Origin of the sequence: Listeria tempestatis (assembly GCF_963575625.1) — a bacterium.
GTDB classification, from domain to species: Bacteria; Bacillota; Bacilli; order Lactobacillales; family Listeriaceae; genus Listeria; species Listeria tempestatis.
In genome coordinates this window covers 203,593-226,154 of the sequence record NZ_CAUYTK010000003.1, presented here as the reverse complement: position 1 = coordinate 226,154, position 22,562 = coordinate 203,593, and the positions used below count along the sequence as shown (strand labels likewise).

General features: G+C 37.9%; 21 protein-coding genes. 19 read left to right on the top strand and 2 right to left on the bottom strand.

The features are described from left to right. Window positions 1-75: 75 nt before the first annotated feature. Window positions 76-2,355, bottom strand: a complete 2,280-nt coding sequence (locus R8923_RS06020; protein ID WP_485871972.1) for a glycosyl hydrolase family 18 protein — start codon at window positions 2,353-2,355, stop codon at window positions 76-78. Window positions 2,356-2,591: 236 nt separating this feature from the next. Next, complete coding sequence (locus tag R8923_RS06015) at window positions 2,592-3,503, bottom strand: AEC family transporter (RefSeq protein WP_485871855.1); 912 nt, start codon at window positions 3,501-3,503, stop codon at window positions 2,592-2,594. A gap of 271 nt (window positions 3,504-3,774) precedes the next feature. Here R8923_RS06015 and R8923_RS06010 point away from each other — a divergent pair, with 271 nt between their 5' ends. The 19 genes from R8923_RS06010 (at window position 3,775) to R8923_RS05920 (ending at window position 22,523) form a co-directional block, all read left to right on the top strand. Next, on the top strand, window positions 3,775-6,420 hold the full coding sequence (locus R8923_RS06010) for a cation-translocating P-type ATPase (protein ID WP_485871854.1): 2,646 nt from the start codon (window positions 3,775-3,777) through the stop codon (window positions 6,418-6,420). A gap of 225 nt (window positions 6,421-6,645) precedes the next feature. After that, complete coding sequence (locus R8923_RS06005; RefSeq protein WP_485871853.1) at window positions 6,646-6,984, top strand: hypothetical protein; 339 nt, start codon at window positions 6,646-6,648, stop codon at window positions 6,982-6,984. A 69-nt stretch (window positions 6,985-7,053) separates the two neighbouring features. Next, window positions 7,054-7,428, top strand: coding sequence for a RidA family protein (locus R8923_RS06000; RefSeq protein ID WP_485871852.1), 375 nt, complete (start codon window positions 7,054-7,056; stop codon window positions 7,426-7,428). A gap of 251 nt (window positions 7,429-7,679) precedes the next feature. Further along, complete coding sequence (locus R8923_RS05995; RefSeq protein WP_485871851.1) at window positions 7,680-9,098, top strand: amino acid ABC transporter substrate-binding protein/permease; 1,419 nt, start codon at window positions 7,680-7,682, stop codon at window positions 9,096-9,098. Next, window positions 9,095-9,823: an amino acid ABC transporter ATP-binding protein gene (locus R8923_RS05990; protein WP_485871850.1), complete on the top strand. Its 729-nt coding sequence runs from the start codon at window positions 9,095-9,097 to the stop codon at window positions 9,821-9,823. The genes R8923_RS05995 and R8923_RS05990 overlap by 4 nt, the downstream gene beginning before the upstream one ends. Window positions 9,824-10,044: 221 nt before the next feature. Continuing rightward, window positions 10,045-10,191 (top strand): Lmo0850 family protein, encoded by a 147-nt coding sequence (locus R8923_RS05985; RefSeq protein ID WP_485871849.1) that lies wholly within the window; start codon window positions 10,045-10,047, stop codon window positions 10,189-10,191. A gap of 216 nt (window positions 10,192-10,407) precedes the next feature. Further along, window positions 10,408-11,178: a hypothetical protein gene (locus tag R8923_RS05980; protein ID WP_485871848.1), complete on the top strand. Its 771-nt coding sequence runs from the start codon at window positions 10,408-10,410 to the stop codon at window positions 11,176-11,178. Window positions 11,179-11,249: 71 nt separating this feature from the next. After that, complete coding sequence (locus R8923_RS05975; protein ID WP_485871847.1) at window positions 11,250-11,819, top strand: TetR/AcrR family transcriptional regulator; 570 nt, start codon at window positions 11,250-11,252, stop codon at window positions 11,817-11,819. Between the two features lies 1 nt (window position 11,820). Then, window positions 11,821-12,150, top strand: a complete 330-nt coding sequence (locus R8923_RS05970) for a DMT family transporter (protein ID WP_485871846.1) — start codon at window positions 11,821-11,823, stop codon at window positions 12,148-12,150. A 1-nt stretch (window position 12,151) separates the two neighbouring features. Further along, on the top strand, window positions 12,152-12,472 hold the full coding sequence (locus R8923_RS05965; RefSeq protein ID WP_485871845.1) for a DMT family transporter: 321 nt from the start codon (window positions 12,152-12,154) through the stop codon (window positions 12,470-12,472). Between the two features lie 118 nt (window positions 12,473-12,590). Then, window positions 12,591-13,703 carry a D-alanine--D-alanine ligase gene (locus tag R8923_RS05960; protein WP_485871844.1) on the top strand — a complete coding sequence of 371 codons (1,113 nt, stop codon included), beginning with the start codon at window positions 12,591-12,593 and terminating at the stop codon, window positions 13,701-13,703. Window positions 13,704-13,763: 60 nt separating this feature from the next. Further along, window positions 13,764-15,137 (top strand): UDP-N-acetylmuramoyl-tripeptide--D-alanyl-D-alanine ligase, encoded by a 1,374-nt coding sequence (locus R8923_RS05955; RefSeq protein ID WP_485871843.1) that lies wholly within the window; start codon window positions 13,764-13,766, stop codon window positions 15,135-15,137. Window positions 15,138-15,170: 33 nt separating this feature from the next. Continuing rightward, entirely contained in the window at window positions 15,171-15,833 is a 663-nt protein-coding gene (locus R8923_RS05950; protein ID WP_485871842.1) for an alpha/beta hydrolase, read from the top strand. A gap of 899 nt (window positions 15,834-16,732) precedes the next feature. Next, complete coding sequence (gene cshA, locus R8923_RS05945; protein ID WP_485871841.1) at window positions 16,733-18,241, top strand: degradosome RNA helicase CshA; 1,509 nt, start codon at window positions 16,733-16,735, stop codon at window positions 18,239-18,241. 149 nt (window positions 18,242-18,390) lie between these two features. Beyond that, a complete protein-coding gene (gene gad / locus R8923_RS05940; protein WP_485871840.1) occupies window positions 18,391-19,794 on the top strand; it encodes a glutamate decarboxylase in 1,404 nt (467 codons plus the stop codon). A 259-nt stretch (window positions 19,795-20,053) separates the two neighbouring features. After that, window positions 20,054-20,323: a DUF3130 family protein gene (locus R8923_RS05935; RefSeq protein WP_485871839.1), complete on the top strand. Its 270-nt coding sequence runs from the start codon at window positions 20,054-20,056 to the stop codon at window positions 20,321-20,323. Continuing rightward, window positions 20,313-20,693, top strand: a complete 381-nt coding sequence (locus tag R8923_RS05930) for a hypothetical protein (RefSeq protein WP_485871838.1) — start codon at window positions 20,313-20,315, stop codon at window positions 20,691-20,693. The genes R8923_RS05935 and R8923_RS05930 overlap by 11 nt, the downstream gene beginning before the upstream one ends. Then, the gene (locus R8923_RS05925; protein WP_485871837.1) at window positions 20,680-22,191 is read left to right on the top strand and encodes a T7SS effector LXG polymorphic toxin; all 1,512 of its coding nucleotides are present in this window, start codon (window positions 20,680-20,682) and stop codon (window positions 22,189-22,191) included. The genes R8923_RS05930 and R8923_RS05925 overlap by 14 nt, the downstream gene beginning before the upstream one ends. Next, window positions 22,188-22,523, top strand: coding sequence for a DUF7957 family protein (locus tag R8923_RS05920; RefSeq protein WP_485871836.1), 336 nt, complete (start codon window positions 22,188-22,190; stop codon window positions 22,521-22,523). The genes R8923_RS05925 and R8923_RS05920 overlap by 4 nt, the downstream gene beginning before the upstream one ends. Window positions 22,524-22,562 lie beyond the last annotated feature (39 nt).

Genomic DNA, 22,562 nt, shown 5'->3' with positions numbered 1-22,562 from the left:
CCCTAAGAGATAGCTGTTGTAAATAAAAAAGAAGCAACTCCCCGTTATAAGTTGCTTCTTTTAATGTTTAGCTTATTAATTTAGTAATTCCCAAGGTCCCCATTCTTCGGCTCCTGGAACATTACCTTGTGTCCACCATTTTGCTTTGTAAGAATGTCCTTCATAGGTGACAATATCCCCTGTATTATATACTTTATTTGCGTCCCAAGCATTTGATACAGGTGGTGTGGTTGAAGCACTCGTTTTTACTGAAAGAGCTGTACTAAAATTAGAAACATTTCCAGCAGAATCGTAAGCTTTTACTTTGTAAGAATATGTTGTGTCAGCTTGAAGATTACTATCAAGAAAACTAGTTGTGCCTGTAGTGCCAACTAATACATCGTTTCTGAAAATTTGGTAACCAGCCACTTTTACATTATCTGTAGAAGGTGCAAACGTTATCGTTAGAGAGTTGTTTGTTACATTTGAAGCGACTAAGTTTGTTGGTGCTGTTGGTGGTGTTGTGTCTGATGGATCTGGAATGACAGCTCCGCCACCAAATACCGTTTGTTGATTTAACTCTGCCCCTGTTTTTGATATGCGCTGTGTTAAATCAATACGTGAAATACGATTTACATCCACAGAAGAAGCACTTGATTTCAAGCGGAACGTATAAGATGCCCCTTGAGGAAGTTGTTGCCCATCATAAACAGATGCTAAATCTACCGTTACATAACCGTTTCCCGTTTGAACAGTCCCAGCTTTATAGTCACCAGCAGTTAGCGTTTCACTCGCATTTACCGGGATATAAAATTTCGGTAGTTTCACCGTTTCTTGTGCAAATTCAACAGATTTCAAAACAGCGTTTGTCTCATCGACGGTTTCATTATTTTTTACTGTAATCTCATAACCAACCCCGTTTTCGTTATAAGGTGTTACAGTAACTGCTAAATCTAAATCTGAATATACAGTTTGACTAGATGGAAGAGTAGTGCTTCCGAATAAGCCTGTTTTAATAGCTTTAGTAAGTTCGTCGCGCTTTGTAGAAGTCGTTGCTTTATCTTGTGATTGAGACCAAGAAATGACACCACCGAGCCCTTTTTCTTTCACATAATCCGTTTTATAGCCAATAGAACGGACATTATCGTAAGTGTAGAACTCGCCAGTTGTTTTGTTGTACATGTAAGGCGCTTTTGCCACGTCATCCCAGTATTCTGTTAAGCCAGCAGATTTCGCTTTTAATTGATCAATCGAACGGTAAGGCCAAACGCCACCAGCGCGTCCGCCGTCACCGACTGTTAATGGACTCGCGTTAGGCGCTCCGTAAGTAGGTGATTGATCTGCATCTTTATTATTTTTTTCAGCTGGTTGGAAAAGCCCTGGTTGAAGCGGGTTGTTGCCTTCGGCTACTTTGTTCCAGCCGCGCGTGTAGAAAGCCGCACCAATAACAATTTTCTCTGACGGAGCACCTTGTCCTTTCAAATAAGTGACCGTTTGATCTACTGAAAGTCCACTATTGTAATTTGGATCAGCAGGATTTCCGTAAAGAGCTGTTTGATGGGCACTGTTTGGTGTCCAAGCTCCGTTCATATCATAAGTCATGATATTTGCAAAGTCGACGATTTGGAACAGTTTTGCCGTATCAATTCCATTTTGTAGCGTTGATTGCGAGGCAGGCAGTGCTACCGATAGTTCATATTTTTTATTTAAGTCACTACCTTGTTTATCAATTGCCGTGCGGATGTCACTAAGTAAAGTAATGAAGTTTTGCTTATCAGCTGCAGTTGCTTTTGGCGTACCCTCATCATTTTTATTATCAACTAAATCCGCTTGACGAACAGAAGCTGGATATTCCCAATCTAAGTCAACAAAGTCCATGTTCGTATACTTGATGAATTTGGTAATGTTTTTTACAAAATTAGCCCGTTTAACAGGATCGGCCGCAACTTCAGAAAAATCGCCTGATTTCGACCAACCTCCAATAGAAACTCCAATTTTTAAGTTTGGATTTTTTGCTCGAAGATCTTGGATAGCATTTAAAATTCCTGAGTTAGCACTATTCCACTGGACACCTTCCTGTCCAACAGGGGCACCAACTGCTGCATCTGTGTCTGTGAATTTCAAATTCCCGTCACTATCAAAATCAAGAAAAGCAAAGTTTAAATGTGTCAATTGATCAGCTGGAATATCTTTTGGATAGAAATTGCCTTCTCCTCCCCAAATTGACCAGTCCCCGTAGTACATAACATTGCGATACTTAGGCGTTTCCGTTGTCGCTGCTTGAACGCTTTTTGCAGGTAAAGAAACTTGTGTGATCGCAAATCCTGATAGTACTAGAGCTGCAATCGAAAACATACTAAAAATTTTCTTTTTCATCTTCTTCAAAACTCTCACCCCGATTTTTATTTTTATAGAATCTTGACTGAGAAACTTGTGACTTTCTTGCTTGCCAGAATTCGCTAATAAATCTTCCTCCCTTTTTTGCAAATTGAATTCTAGACGTTTGAATAGTATGCAATTTTCATGCCAATAATGAAAGCGCTAACAACTTAGTTTTCCTTTACACACGTTTCTAGCTTTAATGTGTAAAAGAGTACACAGATATTGAAAAATTAAAAGGTAAGGTGAATAAGTGCTAAAACAATTGGAAGTGTGATAATGCTGAGTGCGGTACTAATAAATGTGGCGCTTGAAACTAAATCAGGTTTCGTATCAAATTGTACAGCCATAAGCGTTGTATTTGCAGCTGTAGGCATTGCCGCAAGTAAAATCATAATTTGCTTTGTCATTTGGTCAACCGGTAAAAATAAGGTAAGTAAAAATGCGATAATTGGCGAGAGTAGCAGACGGAGAACAAGCGCAAAACTAACTTTTAATAGCTCAATTTGGCGAAATGAAATAACCGCAAGTTGCATTCCAAGTACAATCATAATGGTTGGAATGGCCGCATTACCTACTAAATCGATACAAGTTAAAAGGGGATCTGGAAGCTTAATCGAAAAAAGTTGTAGAAATAGACCAATGAGCGCTCCGTACGCAATTGGCATTCGCACAACTCGCTTTAGCACGATTTTATAATCAATTAAGTCAGAACTTCCTTTCGCCGCATAATAAATCCCAATTGTACTCATGGCAAGTTGCTGCAAGACCATTAAAATAACGGCAATGTTTAAACCGCTGGCACCAAAAACGAGTAGCACAACAGGTGTACCGTAGTTGCCATTATTCATAAAGGCACTTGCTAAAATGAGTGCGCAACGGTCACGAACTGAATAGCCCATTATTTTTGAAAGAATGCTAACAATAAGAACTAAAACGAGGCAAAGTACAAAAATATAAACCGCTAAATAAGCATAGTCCATCGTAAGCGGATTTTTATAAAAGGTACCTAAGGCTAGAAATGGAGACATTAAATAAAGGGTTAATTTAGATAGGTTTGGAATATCAAAGTGGAGTAGTTTTTGACCGATAAAGCCGATTGCAAAAATTCCGAAAACGGGTAGTAAGATGAGAATAAAGGACATTTAAACCGCTTCTTTCTATGTATATTATAAAACTAGTTTCTTTTGTATAGGTGAGTTAATTTAGCGATGAAAATTTGCTTCTTTAACAGTTTAGCAAATACTTCATCAATTCGCTAGTTCATCATAATTTGTTTGCTAGCTATTTTTACAAGCTTTAAAACCTCAGATTTCGGGTAAATAATGTTAAGATTTTGTAAATGGTAAGAAAGTTTACTTATCAAACTGTTATAATAAATGAGTATTGCTATTTTGGAAGGAGCTGTTTTCACCTGTGAAATTTTACCAAGAAACAACGGAAACAACATTAAAATCGCTAGAGGCAACAGATAAAGGTTTAACAAACTCTTCCGTATTAGAACGTCGAGCGAAATATGGAATGAATGAATTAAAACAAAAAGAAAAAGACCCACTTTGGAAACTTTTTTTAGAAACATTTAAAGATCCAATGGTCATCGTGTTAGTTGCTGCTGCACTCGTACAACTTGTTTTAGGCGAAATTATGGAATCGATTATTATTTTTATTGTGTTAATCGTCAACTCCATTATTAGCGTTGTACAAACTCGGAAAGCAGAAAGCTCGCTTGATGCGCTTCGTGAAATGTCTGCCCCTTCGGCAAAAGTCATTCGTGATAACGAAAAGCAGACAATCCACGCAAATGAATTAGTTCCCGGGGACATTGTTTTACTGGATGCAGGAGATTTTGTGCCTGCAGATGGTAGGTTACTTGAAAGTGGCACTTTAAAAGTGGATGAGGGCATGCTAACTGGTGAATCGGAAACGGTTGAAAAATCAGTTGCTGTCATTCCGGAAGAAGTAGGCTTAGGGGACCGTATAAATATGGTTTTTAGTGGTTCACTCGTTACATATGGTCGTGGCGTATTTGTAGTGACAGGAACAGCTAGTCAAACAGAAATCGGTAAAATTGCCGGATTACTAGAAACGGCTGAAGCCAAACAAACACCACTTCAACAAAAATTAGAAAGTTTTAGTAAAAAGCTAGGTTTTGCGATTTTAGCGCTTTGTATTCTGATCTTTGCAGTCGAGGCTTCTCGTGTCTTTTTAGGCGGGAGCGATGGTGTTCTTTTAACTGAAGCGATTTTAAATGCCTTTATGTTTGCGGTTGCCGTTGCGGTTGCTGCCATTCCTGAAGCACTTTCTTCGATTGTTACGATTGTACTGGCAGTTGGAACAAATAAGATGGCGAAGCAACATGCAATTATTCGTAAGCTCCCTGCAGTTGAGACATTAGGCTCGACAAGTGTCATTTGTACAGATAAAACAGGGACGCTGACGCAAAATAAAATGACCGTCGTTGATTATTATTTGCCAGATGGTACAAAGGAAAACTTCCCTGATACTCCTGAAAACTGGACGGAAGGGGAGCGCCGCCTCATTCACATCGCCGTTTTATGTAATGACTCTAATATTAATGAAGAGGGGATGGAATTAGGCGATCCGACAGAAGTCGCTTTAATTGCGTTTAGCAATAAGAAAAATAAAAATTACAATGAAATCCGCGAAGCCTTTATTCGTGAAGGAGAGATTCCGTTTGATTCGGACCGGAAATTAATGTCGACGGTGCACACGTTTCTCGGGAATAAAGCCATGCTTACAAAGGGTGGCCCTGATGTGATGTTCAATCGGGCGAAATATGTGTTTAAAGACGGAGAAGAAGTTGAAATCACAGATGAAATGTTGACTGAGCTACAAAGGGTTAATGAGGAATTTTCTAATCAAGCTCTGCGCGTCCTAGCGTATGGCTATAAACGTTTAGCCCCCGAGCAAGTAGACATTTCGCTTGAAGATGAACATGATATTGTATTAGTCGGTTTAACTGCAATGATTGATCCGCCACGCGAAGCTGTTTATGGCTCGATTGAAGAGGCGAAAAAAGCTGGTATCCGAACGGTCATGATAACAGGTGACCATAAGACGACTGCACAAGCAATTGGACGAGATATTGGTTTAATGGATGAATCTGATTTTGCTGTTACGGGGCAAGAACTTGATGCGATGAGCGAGGAAGAATTGGACGGGAAACTAGAGCATATTGCGGTCTATGCACGAGTTTCTCCTGAAAATAAAATCCGTATTGTAAAAGCTTGGCAAAAGAAAAATAAAATTACTGCCATGACTGGTGATGGTGTCAATGATGCCCCAGCATTAAAACAAGCTGATATTGGTGTTGCCATGGGAAGCGGTACGGATGTTGCAAAAGATGCTTCGGCGATGATTTTAACGGATGACAATTTTGTTTCGATTGTCGATGCGGTAAGCGTTGGGCGAACTGTTTTTGACAACATTAAAAAAGCAATTGGCTACTTATTTGCGGGGAATCTAGGGGCAATCATTGCCATTTTATTTGCACTTATTGTCGACTGGATTAATCCATTTACGGCACTGCAGCTCTTGTTTATCAATTTGGTCAATGATTCTCTTCCAGCGATTGCGCTTGGAATGGAAAAACCTGAGCCTGATGTGATGAAGCGGAAACCTCGTAATATTGATGAAGGTATTTTTGCAGGCGGCACAATGCGTGCTGTTGTTACAAGGGGGACACTAATTGGGCTAGCTGTCATTCTTTCGCAATTTATCGGACTTCAAGATAGCCCTGAAATGAGTGTCGCTATGGCTTTTACAACCTTAATTTTAGCAAGGACACTTCAAACGTTTGCTGCACGATCAAATACACAGACTGCTTTCGGGGCGGGATTTTTCAGCAATAAATATGTTTTGCTCGCGGTTTTAACTTGTTTTGTTCTCTATGTGATTACGGTATTACCTGGCGCACGTGAAATTTTCTCTATTCCTGTAAGTTTTGGTTGGAATGAGTGGGGAATTGCAGCGGGATTAGCAATTCTTTCAGTTGTTTTGATGGAAATTATCAAGTTTATATCGAATAAATTAAGTAAATAATTTGCTTGTAGAGGAACTTGGGAATTTATGCAACACAAAACGTCTTACGTAAAAATAGGCACTAGGGTTTTTAAAAGTCCTAGTGCCTATTTGTTATGTGTCATTAGGAAAAGTGTATAATTCATACTCCTCCTGAGTACAAACGTTCATGAAAATGTCACAGATTTTCTGAAGTTTTCGTGATAGACTAGAAGAGTGAATGAGCAAACATAGGAGGTTGGATTTGTGCATAGAGAAAAAATAGCTAAATTACAAGACAAGGAAATACAACTTAAAAAAGCTTTACTGCACATCAGAACGGAACAAGAAAAATTAAATTTGCTGTTAAAAAACCCAAATGATTTTAACGCACATTTAAGTAAAGAAATGGAAGAAGATACAGAAATAAATGAATTGAAAAAGGTAATTCACGAATTACGGGAGCAAAGCTTACAAAATTTAGAACAACAAATTAAGCGATGCATTATAACTTGTCACGAACAATTATTGGCAGAAGAAGACCAAATCGGACGTCAGCTTTATCAGCTTCAGCTTGAGAAACAATCATTACTCTCGACCATTTAACTTGATTGATTGAAAAATAGTCATAATTCGATTAAGATAGTAGAAATACAAAAAATGGGGGGAGATTTTATGAAAGAAAAAGTACATAGTGAGAAAGCGCCTAAAGCAATTGGACCTTATTCACATGCTGTGAAAACAAATGGTTTCATCTTTACGTCAGGTCAAATTGGAGTAGATCCATCAACGGGGAATTTAAGAGAAGATATTGAAAGTCAAACAAAACAAGTTTTTCAGAATCTTAAAAATGTGTTAGAAGAAGCTGGTTCAAGCTTAGACAAGGCTGTCAAAGTCACTGTATTTCTGAAAGACCTACAAGATTTTCAACAAGTAAATGAAATTTATGCGACTTATTTTACAGGCGTATTCCCTGCTAGGAGTGCTTTTCAAGTAGCAGCACTTCCGCTAGATGCGCTCGTTGAAATTGAAGTTGTTGCTGAAGTATAGTTTTTTAGAAAGTTGCACCTCGTGATGTGAGGTGCAACTTTTTTGTATGCATGAATATAATGATTTAAATATCTAGGTTTTAGGTGTAAAAAAAGAAGATTTAATACCTGACATCATGTTGTTATATACAAAAACTTATCATAAATAATTATGGTCAATAACGTTCCCTTATGGTAAAATTCTAAAAGTGAAAAGTTTTTCAACTTAGCTTAAAGCTTCCAACAGTTATTTGTTACATAAGGGAGGATACAATGAAACGAATTAAATTTTTATTACCTATTCTATTCGTATTTGCATTTGTGTTTAGCGGTTTTCTAACACCGGCGCATGCTGCAAATGTTGATTATGAAATTGCGACAGATGAGACTTTTGCGCCATTTGAGTTCCAAAACAAAAAAGGTGAACTTATCGGAATCGATATGGATATTCTAAAGGCCATCGCAAAAGACCAAGGTTTTACATATACTGTAAAACCAATGGGCTTTAATGCAGCCGTTCAAGCGCTTGAAGGAAATCAAGTGGACGGTGTCATTGCTGGTATGAGCATTACTGACGAACGTAAGCAAAAATTTGACTTCTCCGCTCCGTATTTTGATTCTGGCGTTGTCATGGCAATTAAAAAAGACAATGATGACATCACATCATACAAAGATTTAAAAGGGCAGAAAGTGGCTGTTAAGACAGGTACAGAAGGCTATGCTTTTGCAGAAAAAAATAAAGACAAGTATGGCTACACGCTTGTACCATTTGATGATTCAGCAAGTATGTACGAGGACGTTAAAACTGGAAATTCAGCTGCTGCGTTTGATGATTACCCCGTACTTGCCTACGGTGTTAAAATTGGAAATGGTTTAAAAATCGTAACTGACAAAGAAAGCGGCGCTCAGTATGGCTTTGCTGTAAAGAAAGGTCAAAACGCCGAATTGCTTGAGAAATTTAATCAAGGTTTAACGAACATTCGTGCAAACGGAACATATGATGATATTTTAGATACGTACATCGGTTCTGATGTTGAAAAAGATTCATTTTGGGACACACTAATGGCTAGCATGCCAGCTTTACTGCTTGGACTTTGGAATACGATTAAATTAACTTTCATTTCATTATTCTTTGCAGCACTTCTAGGACTTCTATTTGGATTCTTAAAAGTAAGTCGTAACAAGTTTCTCCGAGGCATTGCGACTATCTATGTAGATATTTTCAGAGGGATTCCGCTTATTGTCCTTGCGTTTTTCATCTATTTTGGAATACCGCAAGCATTTGGCTTTAAAATGGATCCGAATTTGGCTGCTGTCTTGACACTAAGCTTGAATGCGGGGGCCTACATTACGGAAATTATTCGTGGTGGTATTTTAGCTGTCGATAAAGGGCAAATGGAAGCAGCAAGGTCGCTCGGCATACCGTACGGGAAAGCGATGACGAAAATTATTTTACCGCAAGCAGTACGTGTCATGGTTCCGAGTTTCATCAATCAATTTGTCATCACTTTAAAAGACACATCTATTATGAGTGTCATTGGAATTGTTGAGCTTACACAATCTGGTAAAATTATTATTGCCCGCACATTTGAAACATCAGGGATTTGGTTAGTTGTCGCGATTATGTATCTCATTGTCATCACGCTTCTCACCAAACTTTCTAATGTGCTTGAAAGGAGACTTTCAAAATGACAAAGTTAAAAATAACAGCTTTAAAAAAGAGTTTTGGAAATAACGAAGTACTAAAAGGAATTGACCTTGAAGTTGCAGAAGGCGAAGTTGTTTGTGTTATTGGTCCTTCTGGCTCTGGGAAAAGTACATTTTTACGTTGTATGAATCAATTAGAGGAAATAAATAGTGGTAAGATTATCGTAGATGATTTTGATTTAACAGATAAACAAACGGATATTAACAAAGTGCGCGAAAATATCGGTATGGTTTTTCAACACTTTAATTTATTCCCGCATAAAACGGTGCTGGAAAATATTACATTTGCTCCAATTGAATTAAAAAAGAAATCAAAAAGCGAAGCAGAAACTTTAGGGCGTGACTTATTAAAACGTGTTGGTTTGTCCGATAAAGAATCAAGCTATCCAAGCGAATTATCAGGTGGACAAAAACAGCGTGTGGCAATTGCGCGAGCACTTGCAATGAATCCTGATATTATGTTGTTTGATGAGCCAACCTCAGCACTTGATCCGGAGATGGTTGGAGAGGTACTAACGGTCATGAAAGATTTAGCAAAAGAAGGTATGACAATGCTTGTTGTCACACATGAAATGGGTTTTGCGCGAGAAGTGGGTGATCGCGTCATCTTCATGGACGGTGGATATATTGTGGAAGAAGGACAGCCAGAAGTGATTTTCGATTCACCTAAGCACGAGCGGACAATTAGTTTCCTAGATAAAGTTCTCTAAAAGATTGGCTTTTACGCCAATCTTTTTTTAGTAAAAACTTAATAATCAAAAGAGAAATTTATATAAAATTCGTTTTTGAATCGCTTTCTTAAAAAAATAGCGATACATTTTGCATAAAAATAAAAAATAGGGCTATTTTTATGTTTATATTTATGGTAAAGTGAGAATACAAAGAGAAAGAAATGAATGAAAACTTATTTTTGGGAACGGAGTGGTCTTATATGAGAGAAAGCCATGCAGAACTTAATAAAATCATTCGAGAGTTAGAACAAAAAGGTATTGTTGTAGAAAAAACAAAATCGCGTACAGATATTTGGAAAGCTTTAAAAGTGAAACAAATGCCTAATGTAAAATTAGGGTTGCGTTAAAGAAATTTAGAAGAATGGCTTTTTAATCCGCATAGGTTTAAAAAGCTTTTTTTTAAGATTTTTTAAATTTTTATATTCGAAATGGCTATTTTAAATGTTTTGTAATCATATAGTGATGTAGATTTGATTTTATTGTTATACAACTTAGCTAAAAATGGTGTATGATAGTTGTATACGGCGATAGTTCAAAAAAAGCTATAGAATGAGGAATAGTGAATGAAAAAAGAAACATTTAAACAAAAATCTATTTATATACATATGGACAATGTCATTAACAACGTCGTGACTAGTGGCATTACTTTTTGTGATTTTATGCAGGGTGTCACACTTCCGCCTGAAAATATTTTGTTAATCAAACACCATATGAAAGACTCTTCATACAATGCTCATACGGCTTTTGATTATCTTGAGTCACATGATTTAGAGCAGTTGCAAAATAGTCAAGGGCAAAAATTTGGTGAGCTTTGTTGGATTGATTTTGAAGATATTGATTTAGTGAATCAACTTTCACCCCAAGAAGTCGCAGAGATGCTTTATCTCGCTCATACGGGAAGACATTTGCGTTCACCTTTTTATTATAAGTTACAAAATAATTTCGTTTATTTAACTCGAAAAGATGGTCGTTATAATAAAACTTATTATCGCAACATGAACCACTTTTATGCGCTTTTAAGCACCGTTATTTCGAAAAAGACCGCTTTAATCTTAAATGAGAAATCATTTTTATCATTAAACAAGCGAAAATATATTCCCACTCCTTCTGTTGACCTACTTAAACGGTTTGCGGATTACTTTAAAGAAGGGGCTTGTATTTCCTTTGCTACTGCAGAGAAAACAAGATCGCAAGTACGTATTCCAATCGGGTTTGGTCTTGATGAGGATATGATGGAAATGTTACATAGTGGTGAAGAACTTTCTTATTCAGAAACTGTGGCGCATTTAGTTTATGATTTAAAGAAAAATGAATGGGTATGCCTTGAAAAATAGATTAAACCTTTACATTTAATCTATTTTTTGTTAGTATAAAACTAACAAACGTTAGTTAAGGAGGCTTTTCAATGTCAAAAGAAAAATTAAAAAAGGCGGCGCTACATTTATTTGCTGAAAAAGGTTACGACGGGACGGCGCTTTCTGAAATAGCGAAGGAAGCAGGAATTAAAACACCATCCATCTATGCGCATTTCGAATCAAAAGAAGCTCTCTACATTGCAGTTTACCGTGAAGTTATTCAAACGGAATTAAATAGTTTCAAAGAGCATAATCGGCAGGAGTTCAAGTCGCTCGAAGCCTATTTTAAAGCCGTTTTTTATGATGCAACAGATTTTGAAACGAATCCAGAAACGAAAAAATTCTTTCAAAGATCCGTCTATTTTCCACCTGCGAGCTTGAAAATGAGTTTAATTCAAGAGACGGAAAGTTATGAGGCACTTACTTTTGAGATCATGGGTACTTTTTTAAACGAATTAAACATGGCGAAAAAAGCAAAAGAGAAATGGATTCATACGTTTTACTGCTTTATTGACGGTTTGAGCGTAGAACATGAATTATACAATAAAATGGAATTTGAAAAAAGACGTGCATCAGCGTTTGACACGTTAAGTTTATTGATGGCACAAGGGGGATCATAAATTGGCTTGGTTTTATCTAATATTAGCAGGGCTTTCAGAAATCGTTTGGGCATTTGGTCTTAAACAATCACACGGATTTACAGTGACAGGATGGAGCCTACTCACAATTATTTTTCTTATTATTAGCTTCTACTTGTTTGCAAAAGCGATGCGAGAGATTCCAATTGGTACGGCGTATGCGGTTTTCACCGGAATCGGTGCCGCGGGTACGGCGCTTATCGGGATGCTCTTTTTAGACGAAACAGCGGGGTTGTGGAAAATTATTTCGCTAATGGTGCTGATTTCGGGGATTATTGGCTTGAAATTAGTTGATGGGAAGGAGGAGAATTAGCATGGAGTGGCTTTTTTTGTTTGTCGCAGGTGTTTGTGAAATGGCCTTTGTTGTCACGATGAAGTTCTCTAATGGGTTTAAAAATGTAAAATACTCGATTTTAACAATCCTGTTTATGGCAGCAAGCCTTTTTCTTCTTTCCTTAGCACTAAAAACGATTCCGATTGGGACAGGCTACGCCATTTGGACTGGAATCGGCGCAGTTGGAAGTGTGCTAGCCGGAATGATTCTCTTCAAAGAACGCAAAAGCACACTAAAATTGCTTTTTATCACAATGATTATCGCCGGAGTTATCGGACTCAAATTAACTTCTGGCGTCTAAATACAAACGAAAAAGAGGTATATACCTCTTTTTCGTTTGTATTTAGAAGAAATTCCTTTTAATCTGTCTAAAACATGGTAAAATAGACTACAGAAATCCAAGTTTCGGAGGGGTTATTTTGAAAACAAAATTAATATTGTTATACGGCGGGAAATCTGCTGAGCATGAAGTATCTATTCAGACGGCTTTTTCGGTCATTAATGCACTTGATTTAAATAAATTTGAAGCGATTCCGATATACATAACGAATGAGGGCGAATGGATTAACGGTCCAGAAATTACAAATAAACTCAGCTTTAGCGAACAATTGCGCTTTGCACCGGCAGAAGCATTTAAACTTGCTGAAAAAGAAGGAGAACTTTCGACAGGCTATGCGGTAAGTCCGGCCGCGATTGCTGATGAAACGGAAAATCTCGTTGTATTCCCACTTTTACACGGGCCAAACGGGGAGGACGGTACGGTCCAGGGCTTGCTTGAAGTTCTAAATGTTCCCTATGTTGGGAACGGCGTGTTAGCATCGGCGTCTGCGATGGACAAAATTGTTATGAAAAAAATATTTGCAGATGCTGGCATCCCGCAACTTCCAGCAGTTGCTGTTAGGCAAATTGATTGGCGCAATTATAAAGATGAAATGGTAACAGATATGGAAGAAGCGCTCATTTATCCAATGTTTGTTAAACCAGCGAATTTAGGTTCAAGTGTTGGAATTAGCAAGGCAACGGACAGACAAGAACTTGTGACCGCAATGGAAGAGGCATTTTTATATGATCGTCGTGTTGTTGTGGAACAAGGTGTTGTGGCACGCGAAATCGAAATGGCGGTGCTCGGGAACGATATGCCGGTTTGTTCCGTACCTGGCGAGATTTTACCAAAAGGTGCAGATTCAAGTTTTTATGATTATAAAGCGAAATATCAAGATAACGATACGACGCTTGTGATTCCAGCAGAGGTTTCGGAAGATGTTCTTAGGAAGCTTAAAAATTATGCGGTTCAGGCTTTTTTAGGTATCGACGGAAGTGGTCTTGTGCGCGCTGACTTTTTCGTAACGGAGAATGAGGATATTTATTTAAATGAAGTGAATACGATGCCAGGATTTACGCCAGTTAGTATGTACCCGTTATTATGGCAGGCGAGTGGCTTAGCTTATGATAAATTGATTGAACAGCTTGTAGAACTGGCGTTAGAGCGTTATGACGTAAAAAATAAATTGAAACATAGTTTTGAAGATTAAAATAGGCAAAGCAGTTTGACTTTCTTGCAAACTGCTTTTTTATGGGAGAAGAGATTTAGTATGAAAAAAACGATTGGACAAATTGCAAAACTCATTACTATTCAGTATGATGAGGCGTTTAGCGACACGCTCATTACAGGCATTTGCTTTGATACAAGACAGATTAAAAAAGGGGACTTGTTTATTCCGTTTGTTGGCGATACTCGTGATGGACATACGTTTGTTAAGCAAGCGATTGAATTAGGTGCAGCAGCAGCTTTTTGGCAAAAAGATGTTCCGCACCCGCCGACAGACTTCCCGGTTATGATTGTGGATGACACACTTTCAGCTTTGCAAAATTTGGCTAAAGAATATTTGGCAGAAGTGAGGCCGACTGTTCTCGCAATTACAGGTAGTAACGGGAAAACGACGACGAAAGATATTGCAAATGCTATTTTTAGCTCAAAATATAAGGTGCATGCGACAAAAGGAAATTTCAATAATCACATTGGACTTCCCTATACCATCTTAACGATGCCAGAAGAAACTGAAGTCGCGATTTTGGAAATGGGTATGAATCATCGCCGTGAAATTGAAAAGTTATCCCTTATTGCAGAGCCAGATATTGCAATTATTACAAACGTCGGGGAGGCGCACATCGAATATTTAGGTTCACGCGATGAGATTTGTAAGGCAAAACTCGAAATTACTGCTGGTTTGAAGGAAAATGGGATGCTCATTTATCCGAATGAAGAGGCGTTAATTGATAAATATCTTGATGGCGCTAAGGGATTTAAGACGGCAACATTTGGACGCGAAAAAAACGCTACGATTTATCCGCTCACAATTGATACGAAGAAAGATGGCACTTCGTTTACGACTAATGTGGCTTCTGATACGCCTATTTTTGTGCCCATCATTGGGGAGCATAACGTGTTTAATACGATGGCTGTCATTTTGGCGGCACAAGCGCTTGAGATTTCGAGTGAAGACGTTCGGGCAGCGCTTAGTACGATGGAGCGTTCAAAAAGCCGCCTAGAATGGCTACAGGCGCCAAATGGAACAATGATTTTAAATGATGCATATAATTCGAGTCCGACGGCGTTACAAGCTGTCTTAAATACGTTTATGCACATGGACTCAGAAGGCAAAGCGAAAAAGATTTTAGTGGCTGATATGCTCGAACTTGGCGATGATAAAGAGCGTTTCCACCGCGAATCAGGCGCCATTTTACAAGAAAGTATTGATGCGGTTTTTGCATACGGAGAAGCGATGGCTGTTTTTTGCGAAGCTGCCGCTAAACAAATTGGTCAAGAAAAAATCCATTATTTTCAAACAAAAGAAGCGCTTCAAAAAGCCGTTATTCAGAATCTTGACGGAAGTGAGTGGTTACTGGTCAAAGGTTCTTACGGAATGGGCTTGAAAGATATTGTAGAAAAACTTATGATAGGGTAATATGCGGTAACTACAAAACAGGAGTTGACAAGAATGGTAGCGAGTTTGTGTATCCATAGTTTTACTGGGACACCCGATGAAATTACGCCGTTAAGCGATTTTTTGAAGAAAAATACGGACTGGGATGTTTTAACACCAACTTTTCCAGGTCAAAACCGAGCTCATTTTTTAAAAAATGCTACGTTCCTAGATTGGCATGTTTTCATCGAAAGTATTCTTACGCAGTTGTTGAAAGAGGACGAGGAAGTGTATATCATCGGCTTTGGCTCTGGCGGCCTTCTAGCAGGCTGGCTAACAAGACATCATCCAGAAGTGAAGAAACTTGGTTTGCTTAGCACATCCGCCAACTATTTAGACTGGCCAAGTCTTGTTTCTGAAATAGCAGAAAAACCAGAATCCGTGCTAAGTCGCTATTTTAAAAAGCTTACGGATGTGCCCAATCAATCAAAAATGCAACTTGCCAAAATGATGGCACACGCCAAACCTGTTTTTGAACACATTGAAGTCCCGACCTTTATCGCCCAAGGTGCAAAAGACGACATCATTCCGGCCGAACAAAGCGTTCAGTTTCTGATGGATGCGATTCAATCGGAAAAAGAGCTGTTAGTACTAAATGAATCAGGTCATTTCATTTGTCAGGACAGTGAGAGCGAGCAATTATTTGAAGCACTACTCCGCTTTCTTACGGAAAAATAGTCCAAAACATCATTAGAAAAGAAACGAAAACCAGGCAAAGCTCCAGAATGCTTGATTTTTGGTTCTTTTCTTTTTCGTGTGTGGACTAAAATGATACTTATTCTGTTTTTTGTTTTCTTTTTTTGTTGGCTGATGTTAGTAGTCCTTGCGCTACAAAATAGGTTATTAAAAAAATCCCTGATACATACCATTTAAAATTCCATAACAATACTAAAAAAATTATTGAAGCTACTGAAGAACTTATTATATAGAAAAATCGATCTCTATTCATTTTTGCCTCCTGTATGCACTTGCCCTTTTTTAACGAACAAATTGTAAGCAACTCAGATGCCATATAAGTTGCATAACTGCGTGCTACACATGCTTTCTATTTTTGACAAGCACATTTATTTGTTAGTGTTGTTAAGCTGTAATACGATTATATGTTAATTATATCACAAATACAGGGTGAGAATATCCTAAATTCTCTATTTGTAGTTCTAAGCATAAATGTCAAAAATGTAGGTTACCAGTTTTGATTAATTGTATTCATTTATTGCCATTTTCCCGTATATTTAAAGCGCTTTCTATATTTTTATTCGCGAAATTGGGGTAGAAATAAGCCTTTCACATTGAAAATAACTAAAATACGTGTTAAAATATAAGACGGATGTTTATTAGGTTAAAAATTACGGCCTAGTGATAATTATGAGGGCTTTTTTTATTTATGTGCATCGAATTTGCTATTTTTGATAGCATTTTTGGAAGGTGCAGAGTGGCATTGATTTTAAAATCAATTTTTTTATGCCATAAAATGAAACTTAGAACGTTTATTTTCATTGAAATATTCGTTTGGAAACATGTAGATGAGAAAATAAAGCTCTCCTACCAAACTTTAATTAGGTAAAGGAGAAATGACATTGACAAAGTTTTCAGAGTTCGGTCTGGACGAAAAAATTGTAAAATCAGTAAAGCGTATGGGGTTTGAAGAGGCAACACCAATTCAAGAAAAAACCATCCCAATTGGGTTAGCAGGAAAAGATTTAATTGGGCAAGCGCAAACTGGTACAGGGAAAACGGCGGCATTTGGCCTACCAATGATTCAAAAAATCGACCAAAAAAATGGGGACGTTCAAGCGCTTATTATTGCGCCAACACGTGAGCTTGCCATTCAAGTTTCAGAGGAGCTATATAAATTAAGCTACGATAAACATGTACGTGTTCTTGCTGTATATGGTGGCTCGGACATCAGTCGCCAAATTCGTTCGCTTAAAAAGAAACCTCAAATTGTTGTCGGAACACCTGGTCGAATTTTAGACCATATTAACCGTCGCACATTGAAGCTTGATAATGTACAGACGCTTGTACTTGACGAAGCGGATGAAATGCTAAACATGGGCTTTATCGATGATATTGAGTCAATTTTAAAAGAAGTACCAAGTGAACGCCAAACACTTTTATTCTCTGCTACAATGCCTGACCCAATTCGTCGTATTGGTGAGCGCTTTATGCACGACCCAGAAATGGTTCGCATTAAAGCAAAAGAAATGACGGCCCTTTTAATTGAACAATTCTTTATCAAAGTTCATGAAAAGGAAAAATTTGATGTTTTAAGTCGTCTTCTTGACGTACAATCTCCAGAACTTGCTATTGTTTTTGGACGTACGAAACGCCGTGTAGACGAGCTTTCAAGAGCATTAGATATGCGCGGATACGTTGCAGAAGGTATTCACGGTGATTTAACACAAGCTAAACGTATGAGTGTGTTACGTAAATTTAAAGAAGGAAAAATTGATGTCTTAGTCGCGACTGATGTTGCCGCTCGTGGACTTGATATTTCAGGCGTAACACATGTTTATAACTATGATATTCCGCAAGACCCTGAAAGTTATGTTCACCGTATTGGACGTACTGGTCGTGCTGGTAAAGAAGGTATGGCAATCACATTTGTTCAGCCACGTGAAATGGGTTACCTTCGTACAGTTGAACAAACAACGAAAAAACGTATGCAACCTCTTAAGCCACCAACTTGGGATGAAGCATTTGCTGGACAACTTCGTGTAGCAACTGAGAAAATCACTGAAATTGTGACAGAAGAAAACCTAGCAGATTATAAAGCTGTAGCTAGTGAGTTACTTGAAAAATATGATGCTACAGATATTGCAGCAGCTATGCTTAAAATGCTTGCAAAAGAACCTGATCAAACACCTGTTCACATTACCGAAGAACGTCCTCTTCCGTCTCGTTATAACGGAAAAGGTGGCGGCGGTAAAGGAAAAGGCGGAAATTACCGTGGCGGTGGCAAAGGTGGCTACCGCGACCGTAACAACAGCGGAAAAGGTCGTCGTGGTTCTAGTAGCGACAGTCGTGATCGTCGCCCGAACAGTGAACGCTCTGGCGGAAAAAGCAACTATAAAAAATCAAAATAACCATTCAAACCACTTGCCATAGGCAGGTGGTTTTAGCTTGAAGAAAGGCCTAAAGTTTACACAACACAAAACAGCACATACAAAATCAGAGGGTTTCTTTCTTTCGTTTCAGGGTATCTGAAAAGAGATATGAAAAGGAGGTACGCCTAATGTTGTACGGTGAGAAAGATAAGAAAAAGGATAAGCGCTATGAGGTACCAATTTTTGGTTCGAAAGAAGAGGGAGAAAAGATCTCAAAATATAAAATAGCAGAAGACGGGATGGACCCGCGGATTGCTTATCAGCTCGTGAAAGACCAACTGATTGATGAAGGAAATGCTAGACAAAATTTGGCGACGTTTTGCCAAACGTATATGGAGCCCGAAGCAGAGCGTCTGATGGCAGAAACACTAGAGAAGAATGCAATTGATAAGTCGGAATATCCGCAAACTGCGGAAATTGAAAACCGCTGTGTGAATATTTTAGCGGACCTTTGGAATGCTCCGCATAGTGAAACGTATATGGGAACTTCAACGGTGGGTTCTAGTGAGGCCTGTATGCTGGGCGGGATGGCGATGAAATTTAGATGGCGCAATTTGGCTTTAAAGCGCGGGCTTGATGTGACGCGTAAAAAACCGAATTTGGTGATTTCGTCAGGCTATCAAGTGTGTTGGGAAAAATTTTGTGTGTACTGGGATATTGAAATGCGGGAAGTACCAATGGACGCAGCCCATTTAAGCATAAATACAAAGAAGGTTTTGGATTATGTAGATGAGTACACGATTGGAATTGTAGGGATTTTGGGAATTACGTATACAGGGAAATTTGATGATATTAAGGAACTTGACCGATTGGTTAGCGAATATAATCAAACGCATGACCATGAGCTTGTGATTCATGTGGACGGGGCGAGTGGGGCGATGTTTGCGCCATTTGTTGAACCAGAACTAGAATGGGATTTTCGTTTGCCAAATGTTGTTTCCATTAATACTTCGGGGCACAAATATGGACTTGTCTATCCAGGTGTGGGGTGGATTGTTTGGCGTAGCAAGGCGTATTTGCCAAAAGAATTAGTTTTTGAAGTGAGTTATCTAGGCGGCAAGATGCCTACGATGGCCATTAATTTTTCGCGAAGCGCAAGCCAAATCATTGGGCAGTATTATAACTTCTTGAGGTTTGGATTTAGTGGTTATCAGGAAATCCACGAACGAACAAAAAAAGTAGCGCTCTTTTTAGCAAAAGAGATAAGCAAAACGGGTTTATTTGAAATTTATAACAATGGTGAAAATATCCCAATTGTTTGCTATAAGTTGAAAGAAGATGCGGAGGTAGAGTGGACGCTATATGATTTGGCTGATCGATTGCTTATGCGAGGTTGGCAAATTCCAGCGTATCCACTACCGAGTGAGATGAGCGACACGGTGATTCAGCGCTATGTTTGCCGAGCAGATTTAGGGTTTAACATGGCAGAAGAGCTGGTAGCGGATTTTAATGATGCCATTACTGAGCTAAACGAAGCACGGATTTTGTATCATAATCAGGATGATAAAAAGACGTATGGATTTACACATTAAAGGAAAAAGCCACAGGGTATCTAACCCTGTGGCTTTTAGAATGAAGAAAAATGCATCCTTCTCCTTCTGGAAAGTGTGTTTTCTTTGGTCTAATCTCACCTTTTGTGGGAGGATTTTTTATGTATATTTAGCTTAAAAGTTCATCGAATCGACACACACTTTTTTGAAAAAATATGGTACATTAAAATTGTAAGAAAAATACATAATAAGCGAAAGAACAACTGTCTCAAAACGTTGGATTTTAAGAGGAGTTGATAAAATGAATGAGGAAATTGTAAATGATTCAAAGGTAGCCCAAGACTTTGCCAACCAATTTCAACAACAAACAGATATGGAATTTAAACCAGTTGTTCAAATTGATTATTCGAGTAGCCCAGCTGTGAAAGATATCAAAAAAATTTTAAAACATTCAGAAGCGGTTGTGAAAAAATTTTCTGCACAAGTTCAAAAAGATAGTCAAACCATCCAAAGTATCAGTGATGCACTCGAAAAGACAGATATAAATGAGGCGAAAAAATATGGGGGGTAACGAACGAACCGACCAAGTGATTCGACTAAAGAAAGAATTGATTCAAAAAAATGAAGAATTATCAGATATCGAAAAAGAAGCCCGTGAAATCGATCAGCTCTCGGAAGAACTTGTCGATTGGATAAGAAAAGAACGTCAGTTAAGGGAAGAAGTTCTTTTCTTTAGTGAAGGAACCAGGGCAAGAAGGTTTGAAGAGCAACGAATGGATCAACTATACCATGAAGAGTTAGGGCATCGTTATCTTTTTCAGGATATGAAAGAGAGTTATATGGACTATATTCAAAAATTAAAACAAGAAGTTTCCGTACTTGAAAAAGAATACCAAATAGCTCAAAAGAATGAAATGAGTGATGATTATGCCGAGAATTAGTAAAAGTGAGTTATCATCTGCGAAAGAAATGACTCAAAAATCGAGATTAGAGATTCTAAACAAATTTGGGAAATTTGAAACGGAAGTGAAAGAGTTTGAAGGAACCCACAAGTTAAAAGGAACGAGTTGGGATTCGGCTAAACGACATTTCGGTGAGTATATTCCAATTTCAGATGGTATTTTCAATGCACTAGCAGACTTCGGAGAACGTTTTGAGCAGTACCTCGCTGCTTTTGAGAGCGAAGTAGGGTCTCCTAAAAATAAATTAGATACAGCCGATTTAGAGGACTTAAATGATCGTCTAAAAACCGTTAAAGCTTCGAAGGCACAAGTGCTTGAAATGATGAAAAGTAAAATTACGCAGTCGTATGTTGCAGGTGGTTATTCAGGTTCCGTTGGGCAGAGCTTTGACAATGCCATGGAAGATATTAATAAGGATATTCAAATTTTAGAAGATTATCGTCGTTTTGAATCGAGTCATGCCTCTGACTTCTCTGCAGTTAGTGAAATATGGGATCATATCGATACCTACCTAGATCGTTTGAAAAAAGATGGGAGATACGATGCTTCTTCCAATACATATCAATCGGTTGACTTTAGTCAAGAAAAGTTTTATAAAGAACTAAGTCGTTATAATGTGAGTCAAAAGGATCATTATGAAGTGCAACGCATTGCCGTCAAAACGAATCACGGCTATACGTATGAGTATCGTCTGTATAAAAATGGGCTTTATGACCCTGAAGCTACCGATAAATTTAATCAATTGCAGAAAAAAGCAGAAATGGACCAAGCAAAAGATTTCTTTAAAGAGGTTGTAGGAATCAATGATTATATCCGAATGGTGGACGGGATAGATCCGCTAACCAGTAAAAAAATCACAAATAATGAGCAAGCCATTTCGTCCTTGATGTTTCTTCTAACAGTTGTGACAGAAGCCACTGCTCTAAAGGTTTTGAAGAATATGGGGAAAGGAAATAAAGCTCTAGAAGGAGTTAAATTAACTAAAGAAGACTCAATAGTATTGAAAAATAGTAAAGGTTATCAGTATTTTGATGATCAATTAGGTAGTTTGAAAAATAGGATCGACATAAAAAAATATGAATCTGCAGAAAGTGTTAATAATTGGTGGAGCGAAAAAGGTTATGCTTCGCCTCCATATACACCGAAAACAGTGATACAAGATATAACACTAAAGAAACCTGAGAAATTTGTGAGAGTTTATGATAAAGAAAATTCAGGATTAAAAGGTGGTTGGCTCATGAGAGAAGAGGATGTACAAGGGTTAACACAAAAACAAATTCAAGAAAAATTTGCACTTCCGACGACACCTATTTTTGTTGGAGAAGTAAATCTTCCAGCAGGTACACAACTAAGAATGGGAGAGGTTAATCCACTTTTTGGGCAAAAAGGTGGGGGAATCCAGTTTGATTTGAAACAACAATTTGTTGGAGAATTTAAGGAGATTGGAACTATAAAAGATTGGAGTTCATTAGAATGAGATGTGAAGAAAATCAACTATTTTTAGAAAATGTAAAAATTGAATTTAATGAGCGTATTGATTGTATTTTGGAACAAGGAGATAGAATATATATTTTGTTAGATATTTCTCCCAAAGCAGAATTAGATTACAACGACTATCATAATATTTATTCTTATTCAACAGAGGGCAAATTAAATTGGCAAATTCAACCGAGACCTCAGGGTGATGAAGCAGTTTATACGATGATTAACTTCAACGATGGAAAGTTACACGCTAATGATTTCTTAGGTAGAAGATATTTAGTGGATGAAGAAACTGGGGTTCCACATGCAATGAAAATTACAAAGTAGGATAATTATTTTTAAAATAGCAAGGAAGCGTAAAATGAA